Consider the following 18,263-nt stretch of genomic DNA (forward strand, 5'->3'; position numbering starts at 1 on the left):
TGTCGAATGAAAACAGCGTTGATTATGCCTTGAGGGAGCGCGTGACTCGTTCGACAAGCGAATGAGCGGTGCGGCTCACGCGCCGCCCCGCTCTACAACAGACACTCAGGGCTCGAGATTGAGTTCCTGAATCTTGCGCGTAATCGTATTTCTGCCGATGCCGAGACGCTCCGCCGCTTCGACCTTGCGGCCACGCGTGAAGTCGAGCGCCTCGCGAATCACCGCCGCTTCGAAACGGCGCGCGAGTTCGTCCATGACGTCCGCGGCATTCTCGCGCAACATCCGCGCGACTTCGGTGCGTAACCCGCCTTCCCATGCGCTGACGGTAGTCGCGACCGGCATGCCGCCCACCGTGGCCGGATGCGTTGCCGCACTCGCGCCGTTGACCGGCACGCCGCCCGCGAGAGTCGCATCGCCCGCGCCGATCACCCCGCCGCCACCGCCGGTCAGATCGCTCACGCCCGCTTGCGCGGGGCCGAGATCGGGCGGCAAGTCCTTGACCTCGATGGTCTGCGCCGGCGCCATCACCGTGAGCCAATTGGCGAGATTCTCCAATTGACGCACATTGCCTGGAAACGGCAAAGACGCGAGATGAGCCAGCGCCTCTTCGGACACGCGCTTCGGCTCGACGCCGAGATCACGCGCGCTCTTTTGCAGAAAGTGCCGTGTGAGCAGCGGGATGTCCTCACTACGCTCGCGCAAAGCCGGCAAGCGCAAGCGGATCACATTGAGGCGGTGATACAAGTCCTCGCGGAACAGACCCTGACGCACGCGCGATTCGAGATTCTGGTGCGTCGCCGCGATCACACGCACGTTGGCGCGCAATGGATTGTGGCCGCCGACGCGATAGAACTGCCCATCCGACAGCACACGCAACAGACGCGTCTGCAGATCGAACGGCATATCGCCGATTTCGTCGAGAAACAGCGTGCCGTTCTCGGCCTGTTCGAAACGGCCCTGACGCATGGCCTGCGCGCCGGTGAAGGCACCCCGCTCGTGACCGAATAATTCGGATTCCAACAGATCCTTCGGAATCGCGGCGGTGTTCAGCGCGATGAAGGGACCGTTCGCGCGCGGGCTATGTCGGTGCAACGCACGCGCGACCAGTTCCTTCCCGGTGCCTGATTCGCCGGTAATGAGCACGGTTGCAGCAGAATGGGACAAGCGACCGATCGCGCGGAACATATCCTGCATCGCTGGTGCCTGGCCGAGCATTTCCGGTGCTTCGGTGACGCGTTCGTCCCACGTCTGTTCGCCGCGCATGCTTTCGTCCACGGCACGGCGAATCAATTCGACCGCCTTGTCGACGTCGAATGGCTTGGCGAGGTATTCGAACGCACCGCCCTGGAATGCGGCGACCGCGCTATCCAGATCCGAGAACGCCGTCATGATGATGACGGGCAAGCCCGGCACCTTGTCGCGTACGGTTTGCAGCAATTCGAGGCCGGAGCCGCCAGGCATCCTGATGTCGGACACCAGCACCTGTGGGCTGTCGTGATCGAGCGCGGCCGACGCCTCGCGCACGTTCGCGAAGCTGCGGGTCGCGAAGTTTTCGCGGGCCAGTGCTTTTTCGAGCACCCAGCGAATCGATTGATCGTCGTCTACTATCCAGATCGGCTTCATATGGGTCGGTCAGAAGTCTTGAGTACGTTTGAGTACGTATGGTGTTAGCAGTCGAGCGGCAGCAGAATCTGAAACTCGGTGTGGCCCGGGCGGCTATCCACTTCGATCAAACCGTCGTGCTGTTGCACGAAGGTCTGCGCGAGCGTCAGTCCAAGACCGCTGCCGTCCTCGCGCCCCGACACGAGCGGATAGAAAATGCGGTCACGGATCTCTTCGGGAATGCCTGGGCCGTTGTCAGTGATATGCAAGTCCAGTGCCAGCTTACATAAGCGTTTCGACACCGTAATCTTGCGGGCAACGCGGGTGCGCAATTCGATTCGCGCATCGCCCTGCGAAATACGTTCGCGCAGCGCTTCAGCCGCATTGCGCACGATGTTCAGGAGCGCCTGGATCAATTGCTCCTTGTCGCCGCGCAGGTCCGGCACGCTCACGTCGTAATCGCGTTCGATGGTGAGGCCGCGCGGAAACTCCGCGAGAATCACCTGGCGCACGCGCTCGCACACCTCGTGAATATTCACGTCGCCGACGATATGCGGATGACGGTGCGGCTCCAGCAGTCGATCGACCAGCGTTTGCAGCCGGTCCGATTCCTTGATGATGACCTGGGTGTACTCGCGCAATTCATCGCGCTGACGCTCGCCGAGTTCGAACTCGAGCAGTTGCGCCGCGCCGCGAATCCCGCCGAGCGGATTCTTGATTTCGTGCGCGAGGTTGCGGATCAGTTGCTTGTTGACCGCCGTGAGGTCGTTGATGCGCTCCTCGCGGTCGGTGCGTATATGGCGCTCGTTTTCGAACAGTTCGAGAAGCACGTAGTCTTGCGCGCCTTCCAGGAAACCGACGATCGCATGCACATGCAGCGGCTCGTGGCCCGGACGCTCGAGCACGGCGTCCAGATGCGTCGCGTGAAAACGGTGGGCGGCGATCGCGGAAATGGTCGCGACCAGTTCGTCGGCGTTCGAGAAGATGTCCGGCCACGCCATCTGCGTCAGTTGCCGGCGCGAGAGTTCCAGCATCGACTCCGCCGACGGATTCGCAAACGCGACGCGCAGCGTGCGCTTTTCGAGCACCAGCACGACAGTCGGCAACGCCTCGAAGCCCGGCAGCAAACCCGAGCTGACGAGTTGAGCGTCGTCAGAGAGCGCTTGCTCGTGCCCTTTCCTTGCCTTGATCAGATTCTTTAGAACCATCTTGCAGTCTGGCCGATAGGAGATGGTGATAAATCAGGTAGTCCGCCTGCTGTGTTGCTCAATATCTCAACAACGCCCATACGCGGCAACGTTGTGCACGGCCTAACGAAAAAGGGACGGCGCCGCCGTCCCTTCGTGACCGATCGCGAGCGTCGGGCCAAGCGCTTCGCCGTGTGAAGGGCGAAGCGCCATGGCCGCTTACAGCGAGTAGTACATTTCGAATTCGATCGGGTGCACCGACTGACGATAGCGTTGCAGCTCGCCCGTCTTCAGTTCGATGTACGCGTCGAGCATCGAATCCGTGAACACGCCACCGCGCGTCAGGAATTCGCGGTCCGCGTCCAGCGCGTCCAGAGCCTGGTCGAGGCCGGCGCACACGGTCGGGATCTTTGCATCCTCTTCCGGCGGCAGGTCGTACAGGTTCTTGTCGGCGGCTTCGCCCGGGTGAATCTTGTTCTGCACGCCGTCCAGACCCGCCATCATCAGCGCGGAGAAGCACAGGTACGGATTCGCCATCGGATCCGGGAAACGCGTTTCGATACGGCGGCCCTTCGGATTCGACACGTGCGGAATGCGGATCGATGCCGAACGGTTGCGAGCCGAGTAAGCCAGCTTGACCGGTGCTTCGAAGTGCGGCACGAGGCGCTTGTACGAGTTCGTCGACGGGTTCGTGATCGCGTTCAGCGCGCGAGCATGCTTGATGATGCCGCCAATGTAGAACAGCGCGAATTCCGACAAACCTGCGTAGCCGTTGCCCGCAAACAGGTTCGTGCCGTCTTTCCAGATCGACTGGTGAACGTGCATGCCCGAACCGTTATCGCCGACCACCGGCTTCGGCATGAACGTTGCCGTCTTGCCGTACGTGTGCGCGACGTTGTGGATGATGTACTTCATTTGCTGCAGCCAGTCGGCGCGTTGCACCAGCGTCGAGAACTTGGTGCCGATTTCGTTCTGGCCTTGGCCCGCGACTTCGTGGTGATGCACTTCGACCGGAATGCCGATCTGTTCGAGCAGCAGACACATTTCCGAACGGATGTCCTGGAAGGTGTCGACCGGAGCGACCGGGAAGTAGCCGCCCTTGGTGCCCGGACGGTGGCCGGTGTTGCCGCCTTCGAATTCCTTCGCCGACGACCACGGTGCTTCTTCCGAACCGATCTTGATGAAGCAACCCGATTGATCCGTGTTCCACTGGACCGAATCAAAAATGAAGAATTCGGGTTCCGGACCGAAGAATGCCGTGTCGCCGAGGCCCGTGCTCTTCAGGTAGGCTTCAGCGCGCTTTGCCAGCGAGCGCGGGTCGCGCTCGTAGCCCTTGCCGTCCGCCGGTTCGACGACGTCGCAGGTCAGCACGAGGGTGGATTCTTCGTAGAACGGGTCGATGAAAGCCGTATTCGCGTCCGGGACCAGCAACATGTCCGATGCCTCGATGCCCTTCCAGCCGGCAATCGAAGAACCGTCAAACGCATGGCCGCTTTCGAACTTGTCTTCATCGAATGCCGACACCGGCACCGAAACGTGTTGCTCCTTGCCGCGCGTGTCGGTGAAACGAAAGTCGACAAACTTGACGTCTTCGTCTTTGACGAGTTGCACGACGTCGGCCACGGATTTACTCATAACCTATCTCCTGATTAACGAATTCGGCGGATTCAGCCGCCGCCCAATCTAGCTGACCCGTCCCGGCGCGTCCACCCTCAATCGTTGAAGATGAGCATAAAAGTCTGCCTGGACAAATCGATCGGCACCAATAAAGCAGCTTCTGTGCCATGCATGCGCCAACCCGGCGCAAAACCACACTGCGCGCGCGTTTGCGGGGAATGGACGCACCGCGCGGCATGCAGCCCCGAAATCTCCAGGTCCAACGTCGCACCAAATATGTGCATTCGCCAGATGTGCAACGGCCGTCATCTTTATTTTGGTGCATTCCACGGAATTTGCACCATCTTTGCGCATCCGACAGATCGCGACGCTGGCCCGTTCTCCGCCGCTCGCGCCATGCGCGCGCGCCGCACGCTGCGCGCTAGAATGGTCATTTGGTCCGAAGGAGATTTGCGCTCATGAGCACGCTCGAACAGTTGTACGCCAGCGCGGACAAGCGCCGCACCGAGAATCAGTTGCCGTACGCGGGCGCGATATCGCCCGCCGAAGCGTTCGAACTGCTGCAACTCGATCCGCGCATGCGTCTCGTCGATGTGCGCACCCGCGCCGAACTCGACTGGGTCGGCCGGCCGGTGATCGGCGACGGTCAATACGCGCACGTGGAATGGACCCGCTATCCGGGCGCGGTGCCGAACCAGGAATTTCTCGCGCAGTTGAAACAGGTCGCCACGCCCGATACGCCCGTGCTGTTCCTGTGCCGCAGCGCCGCGCGCTCGAAGCTCGCCGCGATCGCCGCCACGCAAGCCGGCTTCACCAAGGCGTATGACCTGCTGGAAGGCTTCGAAGGCGACAAGGACGGCCAGGGGCATCGGAAGACGGTGTCGGGGTGGTGCTTTCGTGGATTGCCGTGGATCGGCGCGTAAATACGGCGATTGCGTGACTGCTGCGTGGCGGCCGCATGGCGGCTGTGTAGCGCTCGCTCGCGCGCTACCGTTCGTGGCCGGCCTGCGTGATAACTGCCCGCTAGCAGTCATGGCGGACTGTCTGGAGCGGTTCACAACGCCAGCTTCTTGAGGCCCGCACGTGAGGACCAGCACATCCTCCGCGCTCAATGTGACACGCCGATGATCCGCCTAAGCCGCGCTCAGCATCGGCCACGCGCGCAATGAAAAACGGGCGCCGCAGCGCCCGAGCAAAGTCAAACGTATGTCACGCGAGATCAACCGCGCGGCTTCGCCGCCGCAGCCGCCTCGGGTTCGACGATATCGCCGCCCAGCAGGTGCACACCTTCCCGCAGCTTGACGAACGCCGCCGCCACCGCTTCCGGCTCGCCCTTCACGCCCAGGTCGATGTGATGCCGCGCGTACACGCCGCCGCGCTCCGCATCGCCCACGCTTGGCAGACTGAACACCCGCACGCCCGGAAAATCGCGTTCGATTTTTTCCATCAGCGGCGTGACGCGCGACTCCGGCAACTCGAACACCAATAGCGATTTCTCCGCGTGCGGCATGGCGTGATGCAGATGCGCGTATTGCGTATCCAGCACCCACTCGATCATCGGCCACGCCATCACCGGAAAACCCGGCACGAAGTGATGATGATGGATCGAAAAGCCCGGGATCTTGTTGTAGCCGTTCGGAATGATCGACGCACCCTGCGGATACGTGCCCATATTCAGCCGATGCCGATTTTCCGGCGACTCCAGATCGAGCGGCGCGGGCGAGTTCGCCGGGTACATGTCACGAATGCGCTCCTGTATCAGCTTCGCGGCCTCCGGATGCAGTTCGAGCGGCACGCCGAGCGCCGCCGCCGCGCATTGGCGCGTGTGGTCGTCCGGCGTGGCGCCGATGCCGCCCGTGGAGAACACGATGTCGCCCGAGGCGAACGTGCGTCGCAGCGTCGCGGTAATGCGCTCCGGATCGTCGCCGATGTACTCCGCCCAGCCGAGCGACAGCCCACGCGCGCCCAGCAATTCGATGACCTTCGGCAGATGCTTGTCGATACGCCTGCCCGACAGGATTTCATCGCCGATGATGATGACGCCAAATGCCATTGCCGCCTCTTTTTCGCTTAGTCAGAAATGCATCAGTAGGGAACCGGCGCCGCGTGCCGTACGCCGCCGTGCTCATCCGCGCGCATGCGCTGCAGCGCGCGCAGACAGTAGTAGCCGAACCATAGCGCCGAAAATATGAGGATGAACGCATAGATCCAGATCGTCACAGCCGTGACCACCGGGAACAGCACGATCAGCCAGACCGACGACGCCCACAACAACGTCGGCAGCGAACCCAGCAAGCCGCTCGCGATGCCGATCAGCAGCAGCGGCAAGCGGAAGCGCCGCACCAGCGCGCGCCGCTCATCACGCGTGGCATGGAGCGCGAGCGCGTCGTAGCTCATTACACGATACGTCAGCCAGCCCCACAGGAGCGGCGGAATCAGCGCGAAGAACGGCGGCACGAGCCACAGCGGCAGCGTCACGATCAGCAGCACCAGACACACCAGCGTGGTCCACAACGCCTGACCGAGGCTACCGTACCACGTTCCGCCGCGACGCATTTCCAGGCTAGGGAATTGCCGCGCCGACAGGAAGCGGATCACCGCGGGCATCGACAGCGTGGCGATCAGCAGCAGCACCGTGACGACGATTAGCGGAATCGCCATTGCGATCACGATAAACGGCGCGATCGCCGTATGCAGCGCCGAAAAACCGAGCCAGTCGAACAGATGATAAAGCGTGATCGTGAACGACCAGCCTTCGAGCCAGCTGCGGGTCGCGCCGATCAGCGTCTGCCAGGAAAACCACAGGATCACGCCCCACCCCACCGTCGCAGCCAGAAACGGCATGAAGGTCAGCCAGAGCATGCGCGGGTGGAGCGCGCTTGCGAGCGCGCGTCCGAACGAGCGCAACAGATCATTCATGCGAGCCAGTGCCGGTGAACGAAACGATGGAAGGGAGCGAACCGCGCGACGAACCCGCCGGGCAGCCCCGCGTCTGGTCGCAAACGTGAACAGGATAAACCACGTGACGCGCCGCCGGGGAAACCGGCGGCGTGGGAGGAAGCGCGCTCAAACGGCGGCGGCGTCGTTGCTTTCGGTGCGGCGCTTCGGCGAAAGACGCCCGGCGATGCGCACGAAGGCGAGCCAGTGCTGAGCCCAGAAGCCGTCGCCGTAACGGCGTCCTTCGAGTTGATCACGGATGCCGGTCGGCTCCATCTCGCGGCTCCAGGACACACTGCGGAACAGCATGTCCCACCACGGAAACAGCACGCCGAAGTTGCAGCCGTATTTCAACCCTTCGTGGCCGTAGCCGATCGCATGGTGGCGCCGATGAAACGTCGGGCTGACCAGCAGCCGCTCGCCCAGCCAGCCGAAGTACATGCGGATGTTCGCGTGCTGGACGCTCTGCGCGAGATTCGTGATGGCGACCAGCACGACGAACTGCGACGGCGGCACGCCGATCACCAGCGCGATCATCGCAAAGAACGAGGCTTGCAGCAGATCGTCGAGCAGATGGTTGCGGTCGTCGGACCACAGCGACATCTGCTGCTGGCTGTGGTGCACCGCGTGCAGCTCCCACCACACGCCGATCCGGTGTTCCCAGCGGTGATACCAGTAGCCGGCGAAATCGAGCACCAGCAAATACATCACGAACGTGACGAGCGGCTGTGTGGTGACGCCGGGCCACAGATTGTCGAACTCGATATTCGAAATGTTATGCAGCCGCAGCCACGCCTGCACGGTGTCGAAGAACGGCTGAAGCGCGAAGAAGAAAAACAGGTTGAGAATGCCGAGCTTGGCGATCCACGTATAGATCACGTCGACGCGCACCGCCTTGCGGCTCTGCCACTGCTCCACCGGACGCAGCGCTTCGAGCGGACGCAGAACGGCGTACATGGCCAGCACTTCGACGATTCCCACGATCACCCAATACAGGCTGTCGTAGGTGTCTTCGTCGTAATCCATCAGATTGAAGCGGAACAGCAGCGGCTGCACCACGTCGACGTACAACAACGTCTGCACGGCGGAGACGAAGTTGTCGAGGGAAGAAAAAATCAGATGGAACATGGTGCTGGCCGGTTACTTCATCCGTGACGGTTCGCCTGGTGCGGCATGAGCCCTCGCATCAGGCGCCGTTCGGCGCCGTGATCGGCGCGCGATTGAAGAAATAGATGCCGTGCGGCGAACGGCCGACGGCAATCGTCTGGATCAGCTTACGCGTGTTCAGGTCGATGATGCCGACGTGCTTCGCGAAGCGGAACGTAACCCACAGATAGCGTTTGTCGGCGGAAAGTTCCATGTCGTCCGGTCCGGGCATCAAACCGGTGATGTCGCCGACGTTGGTGAGCGTGTCCTCGTCGATGATGCTGATGGTGCTCGCCACGCGGTTCGACACCGCGACGTGCTTGCCGTCGGCCAGCGAACGGAAGTTGTGCGCGCCGTTGCCGGTGTGGATCGTCTTGACGATCTTCTGGTTGCGCCAATCCACCACCGCGACGTAATCCGCGCCGGTCATGCCGATGAGCAGGTATTTCTCGCCCGGCGTCATCCACAGGCCCGCCGGCACCTTGCCGACCTTCATCTTCCACTTGACGGTTTGCGTGGCCAGGTCGATCGCGGCCAGTTCGCCCGACACCTGCAGCGTGACGAAGACCGTCTTGCTGTCATTCGTGAACGCCATATGGCTCGGCATGACGGCGAGCGGCAGGCGCGACGCGAGCGTCATCTGGTTTTTCAGGCCGTCGTAGTGATAGATGTCCAGACGGTCCAGCCGCAGGCCAGTGGTGACCAGCCATTTGCGATCAGGCGAAAACCCGATCTGGTAAGGGTCTTCGATATTTTCGACCCAGCGCTGCACCTGGCCGGATTTCGGATCCACGAACATCAGATTGTTCGACACCGAATTCGCGACGATCAACGAAGAATTGTCCGGCGTGGCCATCAGGTGATGCGGTTCCTTACCCGTGGGCACCGTGCCGACGACCTGACGGGTCGCCTCGTCGATCAGGCTCAGCGTGGCTTCGCCGGAATTGAGCACGATCACGTTGTTGGCGTGGGCCGCCGGAGAAAAAAAGCCCGTGGCGGCGACTAGCACTGCGCCCGCGGCGACCGTGGCAGTCAAGCCGGGAAGAAAAAATTTACGCATGAAAACTCACTTCGGAGAACAACCATCATTGTAGAACGTTTGCCGGGGCCAGCGGTTGACGCAGGTCGGGGTATGGCCTAGAGAAATCAAGGGCGGGATGCCTCGGCTCGCGGCACGGCGAGCGAGGTCGGCACAACACGCGATCGGGTCTTCCCGGAAGCGCCGGTGACGGATTGTCAAGCCTGAAACCACGAATCTCAATTAGAGCGGATAGGCACAAGAATACGCTCATATTGAATAAACAATTATCAGAATATACCTTGAAGATTCTTTATTTATTATTTCTCACAGATCAATTAATCAAGACACGCCGGGACAAAGAGATTTTTCCGCAATCAGTTCGGATATAACTGATCCCCCGCGTCGCCGCCAAACATGACAATCGTCTCTCTCGTTTCATCCCTATCCACTCATAGCTGGATGCACGGGCGTTACGCGGGTGTTGCGCAAGTTAGGAAAGAACCAAAGACTGCATCGGGCAATCCCAAAGTCTCAAGATTTTTTGTTGCGCGAATTATCTGGACGATTAATCCTTGTACGAACACCCGCGTTCATGTGCCGTGCACTCTTGCACTACCGCGGAGTTTCTAAAACAATGAATAGCAATAACCCATTGGTTTGGTGTGAAGCGACGACAATGTCGCCGGCAGCGGCGGTAATGGCAAGATCGAAAACAAAGCGCAGAAAGGCCATCGCGCGTGCAGTGCTGATTCTGGCGGCACTGGCGGGAGGCGCGCCGGCGGCGCAGGCCGCCCTCTTCGTAGATACCAGCGTCAATTCGCCCGGTAACGATCCCTTTTCCTCTGCGGTGGGCCCAGGCGCGATTGCGATCGGCATCGGAGCAATCGCAGGGGGCCCCTACGCAATCGCGACGGGCTTTCAGGCCGGTGCGCAGGGCTACATGTCGATTTCAACCGGCGTTCAGGCGCAGGCGTACGGCGACAAATCGGTTGCAATGGGCGTGCAGGCGACAACCGCAACTGCCGCCCTCTACGGAATCGCGATCGGCGATCAGGCTTTCGCCAGCGGGGTGGGCGCCACGGCGTTTGGCTCAGCCGCGCGGGCCAGCAACCTGAACTCAGTCGCTATCGGCTATGCGGCGTCAACCACGGTCGCCAACAGTGTCGCACTCGGCGCGGGTTCCCTTACGACCGTCGGCGCCCAGACTGGGTACACCGCTTACGGCCTCGGGGCACCACAAACCTCGGCTGGCGAAGTCAACGTCGGCAACCGGTCCGTTACGGGCGTCGCCGCTGGCGCGGCAGACACCGATGCCGTCAACGTCAGCCAACTCAGAGGCGCCATCACCGCAGCTACTGCCAACGCTGTCACTTACGGCAGTAATGCGAACGGCACAATCAACACGAACAGCATCGCGCTCGCGGGCCCCGCCTCCACGGACGGCGGCGTCACGGGCGGCACGACCATCACCAACGTGCGTCGAGGTGCCGTGTCCGCCGGCAGCACCGACGCCGTGAACGGCGCCCAGCTCTACGCAGTAACCGGCGACACCAGCGCTGCCTACGTCAGTCAGAACGGCAGCGGCGTCAGGTATGTCCGGACCAACGATGACACGCTGACGCCGGACGACGCTCACGCAACCGCCGCCGGCGCTTCGGCGGTCGGCTACAACGCTCAGGCAGACGGCGCCGACTCGGTCGCGCTCGGCCACGGCGCTCACTCGGAAATGGCCGGCGCTGGCGCCGTTGCAATCGGCTACAACGCCGACGCAGCGGCAACTGGTGCCGTCGCTACCGGCTATCAGGCAAGCGCATCGGCAGCGAATGCCATCGCGGTCGGCTATGCAGCATCTGCGGACAGCCTGAACGGCGTTGCCATCGGCAATGCGGCGCTGGCAAACGGCACGAACGCCGTGGCGCTCGGCGCGGGTGCTCGCGCCTGGCAAAATGGCACCGCGCTGGGACGCAACGCGACTGCTTATGGCGCCTACGCGTCCGCGCTCGGCAATAACTCGCTCGCTTACGCCGAAGGCTCGACAGCGCTCGGCGCCGACGCGAAGGTCTCGACCGCCAACGGCGTGGCGCTTGGCTACAACGCCAGCGTCACCGCTGTGAACAGTGTCGGGCTCGGGGCGAACTCGACCACCACCGCGAATCTCAGCCAGCCCGGCCAGGAATTCGGTACGAGCGGGGTGGTCCAGGCGACCGCGGCCCTCGGCGAGGTGTCCGTTGGCTCGCCAGCCAACGAGCGCCGCCTGACTAACGTCGCAGCGGGCGCGGCGGCGACCGATGCAGTCAACCTGAGTCAGTTGACTGCGGTCGATGGCAAGATCGGCGCGCTTGCGCAGAGCGGCACGCAGCACTACTTCAAGGCCGATGGCGCCGCCAACGGCACCGACGATGCCGTCGCAAGCGGCACGCATGCGGTCGCAACAGGGGTGCTCGCAACCGCATCGGGCGACTACGGCACGGCGCTCGGCGCCAACTCCGCCGCGGCGGGAACAGGCGCTGCCGCGCTCGGCGCGTATGCTTCGGCTACGTCGGCCGGCAGCATTGCATTGGGTTACAACGCCGTTGCCGGCAATGTCGATTCAATTGCGATAGGCCACGACGCGGACGCGTCCGCCGACGGTTCCGTCGCCTTGGGCCAAGGTTCGGTCGCCAACCGCGCGAACACCGTCTCCGTCGGCTCCGCCGGCCACGAGCGCCAGATCACGAACGTCGCGGCCGGCACCCAGGCAACCGACGCCGTCAACCTGAGCCAATTGCAGGCAGCCAGCGCGACCGCCTCGCGCTACTTCAAGGCGAACGGTCTGAACGACGGCAACGACGACGCAGCGGCCACCGGTGACAACGCGGTCGCCGTCGGCAGTTCGGCGCTTGCGGCGGGACAAGCCGCATCGGCCATCGGCACGAGCTCGCAGGCGAGCGGCGATTTCGCCACGGCGGTCGGCGGGTTCGCCAACGCGCAGGGCAACGGCTCCACCGCGCTGGGCTTTCGGGCAAGCGCCCTGGTCGACAACTCCGTTGCGCTAGGCTACGAGGCCAGCGCAGCGGGCGCGAGCTCCACTGCTCTCGGCTACCAGGCCAGCGCAGCGGCCGACAATTCCGTAGCGCTAGGCTACCAGGCCGGTGCGGAGGGCGCGAACTCCGCCGCTCTCGGCTATCAGGCCCGCGCCGCCGCAGACAACTCTGTCGCCCTGGGCCAAGGCTCGCTCGCCAACCGCGCGAGCACCGTCTCAGTCGGCTCCGTCGGCAACGAACGCCAGATCACGAACGTCGCAGCCGGCACTGCCGACACCGACGCGGTCAACGTCGCACAGCTCAAAGCGGTGAGCAATCAAGGCGCCGCCAATGCCGCCAAGCTCGACGGCGCGGTGATGTACGACCAGAACGCCGACGGCAGCGTCAACCGGAACAGCGTGACGCTCGGCGGCGACGCCGCGAACGGCGGCACGGCTATCCACAACGTCGCGGCGGGAGTGGACGGCACCGATGCAGTCAATGTCGATCAGTTGAACGCGGCCATCGCGGGCGCGGTCAACAACGTCGTGGTCAACTCGGGCAATCCGTTCTTCAGCGCGGAAGGCAATCGCGATACCCAAGGCGCCGTGTCGTCCGGTGCGCAGTCCGTGGCCGCGGGCGCCAACGCTCACGCAACCGGCACCAACGCGGTGGCCATCGGCGCCAACTCGCTGGCGAGCGGCGCGAATGCTACCTCGCTCGGCGCGAACTCCATCGCCAGCGGCGCAAACGCCACTGCGCTCGGCACAGCAGCAAACGCCACCGCCAGCAACTCCGTCGCGTTGGGACAAGGTTCGATCGCGGACCGCGCAAACACCGTCTCCGTGGGCGCTACAGGCCAGGAACGCCAGATCACCAATGTCGCAGCCGGCGTGCAAGGCACCGACGCCGTCAACGTCAACCAGTTGCAGCAAAGCTTGGGTGGAGCGGTCAGCCAGGCGAACAGCTATACCGACGACCAGATCCGCTCGGCCCGTCGCGATGGTTACGGCGGCACGGCATCCGCCATGGCAATGGCCGGCTTGCCGCAGGCAATTCTGCCCGGTCGCGGCATGGTCGCGATGGCCGGCGGCACCTACGCAGGTCAGTCGGCGTTGGCCCTCGGCGTATCGCAAATCTCGGAAACGGGGAAGTGGGTCTACAAACTGCAAGGCACCACGGATTCGCGCGGCCAGTTCGGCGCGGCAATCGGCGCCGGCATGCACTGGTAACGGAGCTGGAAGGACAGGCGAGGCCGAAGCGAGTACAGCAAAAGCCCGATCCATCGACTTTTCATGTGCGACGAGCGCGGGGCTCGACCCAAGCCCCACGCCCGATTTGCGCGCGACGCCATTCCCACAAGGCATGGCGTCGCGCGCTTCCTTACCTCGTCGCGAAAGGCTGCCGGTCTACTACGCCGATCGGTAACCGAAACCACTCACGCGAGGCGCCCCCTCCTCGCCCGATCAGCGCTGCATCGACTCCCACACCTTATAAAGCCGCTTCACCGAAATCGGCATCGGCGTACGCAACTCCTGCGCAAACAGCGAGATCCGCAGCTCTTCCAACAGCCAGCGGAACTCCGACAAGCGCGGATCCAGCACGCCGCCGCGTTGCGCCACCGCGCGCTGATAGTTCTGCAGCAGCGGCTGGAATTCGGCGAACTGCCGCGCGTCGCGCGCGGGGTCCGCCTTCAGCTTGTCGATGCGTAGCGCGATCCCCTTGAGATAGCGCGGGAAATGCGCCAGCTGCGCGTACGGCGTGTCGACCACGAAGCGCTTGCCGATCAGTCCGTCGAGCTGGTTCTGCAAATCGGCATGCGCCGCCGTGAACGACCTTGCCTGCACCAGCTTCTTCGCGACGGTCGTGTATTCGCCCAGAATCTGCCCGACCAGCCGGGCAATTTCCTGAGCGAGCAAGGTCAGGCGGCTGCGGCCTTCGTCGCGGCGCGCGTGGAAACTGCCGTCGTCATCGGGCAGCGGGTCTTGCAGACAGGCGCGGTCGAGGGCGGTGTCGATCAGCTGATCGCGCAACTCTTCCTGCGTGCCGCGCGGCATGAACTGCATCGCCATTTCGCGCAGACCCGGCAGATTCTTTTCCAGATACTTGATTGGCTCCTTCAACTGCAACGCGAACAGCCGACGCAATCCCGCGCGATGAATCCGCGCGGCTTCGTCGGGTGAATCGAACACTTCGACGTCGCAATGCGTGCCGCGATCCACCAGCGCCGGATAACCGAACAACGTCTGCCCGCCGCGACGGATTTCGAGCAACTCGGGAAGCTTGCCGAAATTCCATGTCGTCAGCTTTTCATACAGCGCCGTGCCCTGCGGTGCGGTCTGCGGAGCCGGCGCGGCGGCCGCACCGCCCTTGCCCCGCGGCGCGCCAGCTGCACCGGTGGTTTGCGACGGCGTCGCGACACCGCCGCCGCCCGCGTCCGCCAACGCCGCCCCGGCCGCGCTCGACGCGATCTTCTGAAAATGCTGCTGCGCCTGGCCGCCGAGTTCGGCGCGCAGTTGCGACATATTGCGGCCCATCGCCAGCTGGCGCCCATGCTCGTCGACGACCTTGAAATTCATGAACAGATGCGGCGGCAAGGTCTCGAGCTTGAAGTCCGACTGCTTCATCGCGACTTGCGTCTGCTCGCGAACATCGGCGATCAGCGACTCGAGCAAACCGCCCGCACCGAAGCGCGGACCACTGTGCCGGTCGACGAAACCCGCCGCGTACTCGGGTAACGGCACGCAATGACGGCGCAGCTTCTGCGGCAAGGACTTGAGCAGCAGTTGCACCTTCTCTTTCAGCATGCCGGGCACGAGCCATTCGCAGCGCCGCGCGTCGACCTGATTCAGCGCATACAGCGGCACGGCGAGCGTCACGCCGTCACGCGGCGAACCCGGCTCGAAGTGGTAGGTGAGCGCCATCTCGACGCCCGCCATCGTCATCCGTTTCGGGAACAGATCGGTGGTCACGCCGGCGGCTTCGTGCCGCATCAAGTCGTCACGCGACAAATACAGCAGGCGCAGTTTGTCTTCCGGCTGGCCGCTCTTTTTCACTTCGTCGCGATACCAGCGTTCGAACGACGCGCCGGTGTAAATGCCCTTCGGCAGCGCCTGATCGTAGTAGGCGAAAATCAGCTCGTCGTCGACCAGCACGTCCTGGCGGCGCGACTTGTGTTCGAGCTGCTCGATATCGGCAAGCAGCTTGCGGTTGTGCGCGAAGAACGCGAGCTTCGTATCGAACTCGCCCTCCACTAGCGCACCGCGAATGAAGAGCTCGCGGGCACGCGCCGGATCCTGCTTGCCGAAGCTCACGCGCCGCCGGTGATAGATCGGCAGGCCGTACAGCACCGCGCGCTCGAACGCCGACACCTGTGCCGCGCGCTTTTCCCAATGCGGCTCGGAGAGCGACTTCTTCAGCAGATGCGCGCCGATCCTCTCGATCCACTCCGGCTCGATCTTCGCGATGCAACGCGCGTACAGGCGGCTCGTCTCGACCAGTTCGGCGGCCATCACCCACTTGCCAGCCTTCTTCACCAGTGCCGAGCCTGGCCACAGATAGAACTTGATGCCGCGCGCGCCGAGGTAATACGGCTCGTCGTCGGCTTTTAGACCGATGTTGCCGAGCAGGCCGGTCAGCAGAGCGAGATGGATCTGCTCGAAGGTCGCTTCCGCGTCGTTCAGACGCCAGCCGTGCTCGCGCACCACGGTCAACAGTTGCGAGTGCACGTCGCGCCATTCGCGCAGACGCAGTTGCGACAGGAAGTTCTTGCGGCACTCCTCGTGCAGCTGCTTGTTCGACTTCTTGTGCGCGATGGCTTCTTCGAACCAGTTCCAGATCTTCAGCCACTGCAGGAATTCGGAGCGCTCATCGGCGAAACGGCGATGTGCCTGATCGGCTTGCTCCTGCGCTTCGATCGGCCGGTCGCGCGGATCCTGCACGGACAAGGCGCTCGCGATGATCAGCACTTCCTTCAACGCCTGCTGGTCGCGCGCGGCCAGAATCATCCGCCCGACGCGCGGATCGAGCGGCAGGCGCGCGAGTTCGCGGCCGAGCGGCGTGAGCTGATTGTCGTCGTCGACGGCGCCGAGTTCGTTGAGCAACTGATAGCCGTCGGCGATCGCGCGGCCCGGCGGCGGCTCGATGAACGGGAACGTCTCGATCGCCGTCAGATGGAGCGACTTCATGCGCAGAATCACCGACGCCAGCGACGAACGCAGAATCTCCGGGTCCGTAAACCGCACGCGGCCCTGATAGTCGCTTTCCTCATAGAGACGAATGCAGATGCCGTCAGCGACGCGGCCGCAACGCCCGGCCCGCTGGTTCGCGGCGGCCTGCGAAATCGACTCGACCTGCAACTGCTCGACCTTGTTGCGATACGAGTAGCGCTTCACGCGCGCGAGGCCGGTGTCGACCACGTAGCGAATACCCGGCACCGTCAGCGAGGTTTCGGCGACGTTGGTGGCCAGCACGATGCGGCGCGCGTTCGAGGTGCGGAACACGCGCTCCTGTTCGGCCGCGGAAAGCCGCGCGAACAGCGGCAGAATTTCCGTATGCGGCGGATGATGCTTGCGCAGAGCCTCGGCGGCGTCGCGGATTTCGCGCTCCCCGGGCAGGAACACGAGCACGTCGCCCGGGCCTTCGCGGCAGAGTTCGTCGACCGCGTCGACGATCGCGTCCATCAGATCGCGATCGGTTTCGCGCTGCGATTTCGGCCGGTCGCCGCGCGGCGTCGACGGCGCATCACCTTGCGCGGCCTTCACGGCGGGGCTATCTTCCGCGACCGGCCGGTAGCGCACCTCCACCGGATACAGCCGCCCGCTCACCTCGATCACCGGCGCGGGTTTCTCGTCGCTGCCGAAGTGGCGCGCGAAACGATCCGCGTCGATCGTCGCCGAGGTCACGATCAGCTTCAGATCGGGACGCTTGACGAGAATTTCCTTCAGATAGCCGAGCAGAAAGTCGATGTTCAGGCTGCGCTCGTGCGCCTCGTCGATGATCAGCGTGTCGTACGCTTTCAGCAGCGGATCGGTTTGCGTTTCAGCGAGCAGAATACCGTCAGTCATCAGCTTGACGGACGCGCCCGGCGACAGATTGTCGGTGAAGCGCACCTTGTAGCCGACCACTTCGCCGAACGGCGTGCCGAGTTCTTCGGCGATACGGCGGCCGGTCGCCGACGCGGCGATCCGGCGCGGCTGCGTATGGCCGATCAGACCGGAGCCGCCCGCGCCGAGACCGCGCCCGAGTTCGAGGCAGATTTTCGGCAACTGGGTGGTTTTACCGGAGCCAGTTTCACCGCAGACGATCACGACCTGATTCCGGGCGATGGCTTGGGCGATTTCCTCGCGGCGGCCTGAAACCGGCAGCGCTTCCGGGTAGGTAATTGGCGGAATCGGATTGGGCTCGACCACACGCGGCGCGCGGGGTCCACGGGGTTCACGGCGCTGCTGCGGTTCGCGACGGTTCGCGCCGCGTTCGGACGCCCGCCGCGATTCATCACTTGCAGCGTGTTTCTGCGCCGCGTCATTTCCTTGACCGCGCACGCCGCGGTCCGACTCATGCTTCCGCGCCTGCGCATTTTCCGCGGCGCGCCGCGGCTTGCGCGCCGCGTGCGGCGTGTTGCGTTCGGCGTCCTGCGCATCGCGGCGCTGCGCGTCGCCGGCCTTCGGTTGATCGGCGGCCGGCGCCGGATTCTCGTTCGCCGCAGCGGGACTTTTGGGTACATTCGACATGGGGGCGCATTATAATCCC

At 63.6% G+C, this 18,263-nt stretch carries 10 protein-coding genes; 2 read left to right on the top strand and 8 right to left on the bottom strand.

Features of this window, described 5'->3' with window-relative positions; genetic code table 11:
- Positions 1-105: 105 nt before the first annotated feature.
- The 3 genes from ntrC to glnA all read right to left on the bottom strand — a co-directional run bounded on the left by ntrC (position 106) and on the right by glnA (position 4,424).
- Positions 106-1,623 (bottom strand): nitrogen regulation protein NR(I), encoded by a 1,518-nt coding sequence (gene ntrC, locus B0G75_RS19900; protein ID WP_106309232.1) that lies wholly within the window; start codon positions 1,621-1,623, stop codon positions 106-108.
- A gap of 44 nt (positions 1,624-1,667) precedes the next feature.
- Positions 1,668-2,810 (bottom strand): nitrogen regulation protein NR(II), encoded by a 1,143-nt coding sequence (gene glnL / locus B0G75_RS19905; RefSeq protein WP_106309235.1) that lies wholly within the window; start codon positions 2,808-2,810, stop codon positions 1,668-1,670.
- A 198-nt stretch (positions 2,811-3,008) separates the two neighbouring features.
- Positions 3,009-4,424: a type I glutamate--ammonia ligase gene (gene glnA, locus B0G75_RS19910; RefSeq protein WP_073427532.1), complete on the bottom strand. Its 1,416-nt coding sequence runs from the start codon at positions 4,422-4,424 to the stop codon at positions 3,009-3,011.
- Between the two features lie 440 nt (positions 4,425-4,864).
- Between glnA and B0G75_RS19920 the strand changes: the two genes are divergently transcribed.
- Positions 4,865-5,329 (top strand): rhodanese-like domain-containing protein, encoded by a 465-nt coding sequence (locus tag B0G75_RS19920; protein ID WP_106309241.1) that lies wholly within the window; start codon positions 4,865-4,867, stop codon positions 5,327-5,329.
- Between the two features lie 296 nt (positions 5,330-5,625).
- Here the strand turns inward: B0G75_RS19920 and B0G75_RS19925 are convergent, their stop codons facing one another.
- The 4 genes from B0G75_RS19925 to B0G75_RS19940 form a co-directional block, all read right to left on the bottom strand.
- Positions 5,626-6,459, bottom strand: coding sequence for a molybdopterin-binding protein (locus B0G75_RS19925; protein WP_106309244.1), 834 nt, complete (start codon positions 6,457-6,459; stop codon positions 5,626-5,628).
- 32 nt (positions 6,460-6,491) lie between these two features.
- Positions 6,492-7,325 carry an EI24 domain-containing protein gene (locus B0G75_RS19930; RefSeq protein WP_106309247.1) on the bottom strand — a complete coding sequence of 278 codons (834 nt, stop codon included), beginning with the start codon at positions 7,323-7,325 and terminating at the stop codon, positions 6,492-6,494.
- Between the two features lie 147 nt (positions 7,326-7,472).
- Complete coding sequence (locus tag B0G75_RS19935; RefSeq protein ID WP_106309250.1) at positions 7,473-8,471, bottom strand: sterol desaturase family protein; 999 nt, start codon at positions 8,469-8,471, stop codon at positions 7,473-7,475.
- Positions 8,472-8,529: 58 nt separating this feature from the next.
- On the bottom strand, positions 8,530-9,549 hold the full coding sequence (locus B0G75_RS19940; protein WP_106309254.1) for a beta-propeller fold lactonase family protein: 1,020 nt from the start codon (positions 9,547-9,549) through the stop codon (positions 8,530-8,532).
- Between the two features lie 658 nt (positions 9,550-10,207).
- Between B0G75_RS19940 and B0G75_RS19945 the strand changes: the two genes are divergently transcribed.
- Positions 10,208-13,744, top strand: coding sequence for a YadA-like family protein (locus B0G75_RS19945; RefSeq protein WP_258194581.1), 3,537 nt, complete (start codon positions 10,208-10,210; stop codon positions 13,742-13,744).
- Between the two features lie 234 nt (positions 13,745-13,978).
- On the opposite strand, the gene hrpA is transcribed toward B0G75_RS19945, so the two are convergent.
- Positions 13,979-18,244 carry an ATP-dependent RNA helicase HrpA gene (gene hrpA, locus B0G75_RS19950; protein WP_106309260.1) on the bottom strand — a complete coding sequence of 1,422 codons (4,266 nt, stop codon included), beginning with the start codon at positions 18,242-18,244 and terminating at the stop codon, positions 13,979-13,981.
- Positions 18,245-18,263 lie beyond the last annotated feature (19 nt).

It is taken from the genome of Paraburkholderia sp. BL18I3N2 (assembly GCF_003001875.1).
Classification (GTDB): Bacteria; Pseudomonadota; Gammaproteobacteria; order Burkholderiales; family Burkholderiaceae; genus Paraburkholderia; species Paraburkholderia phytofirmans.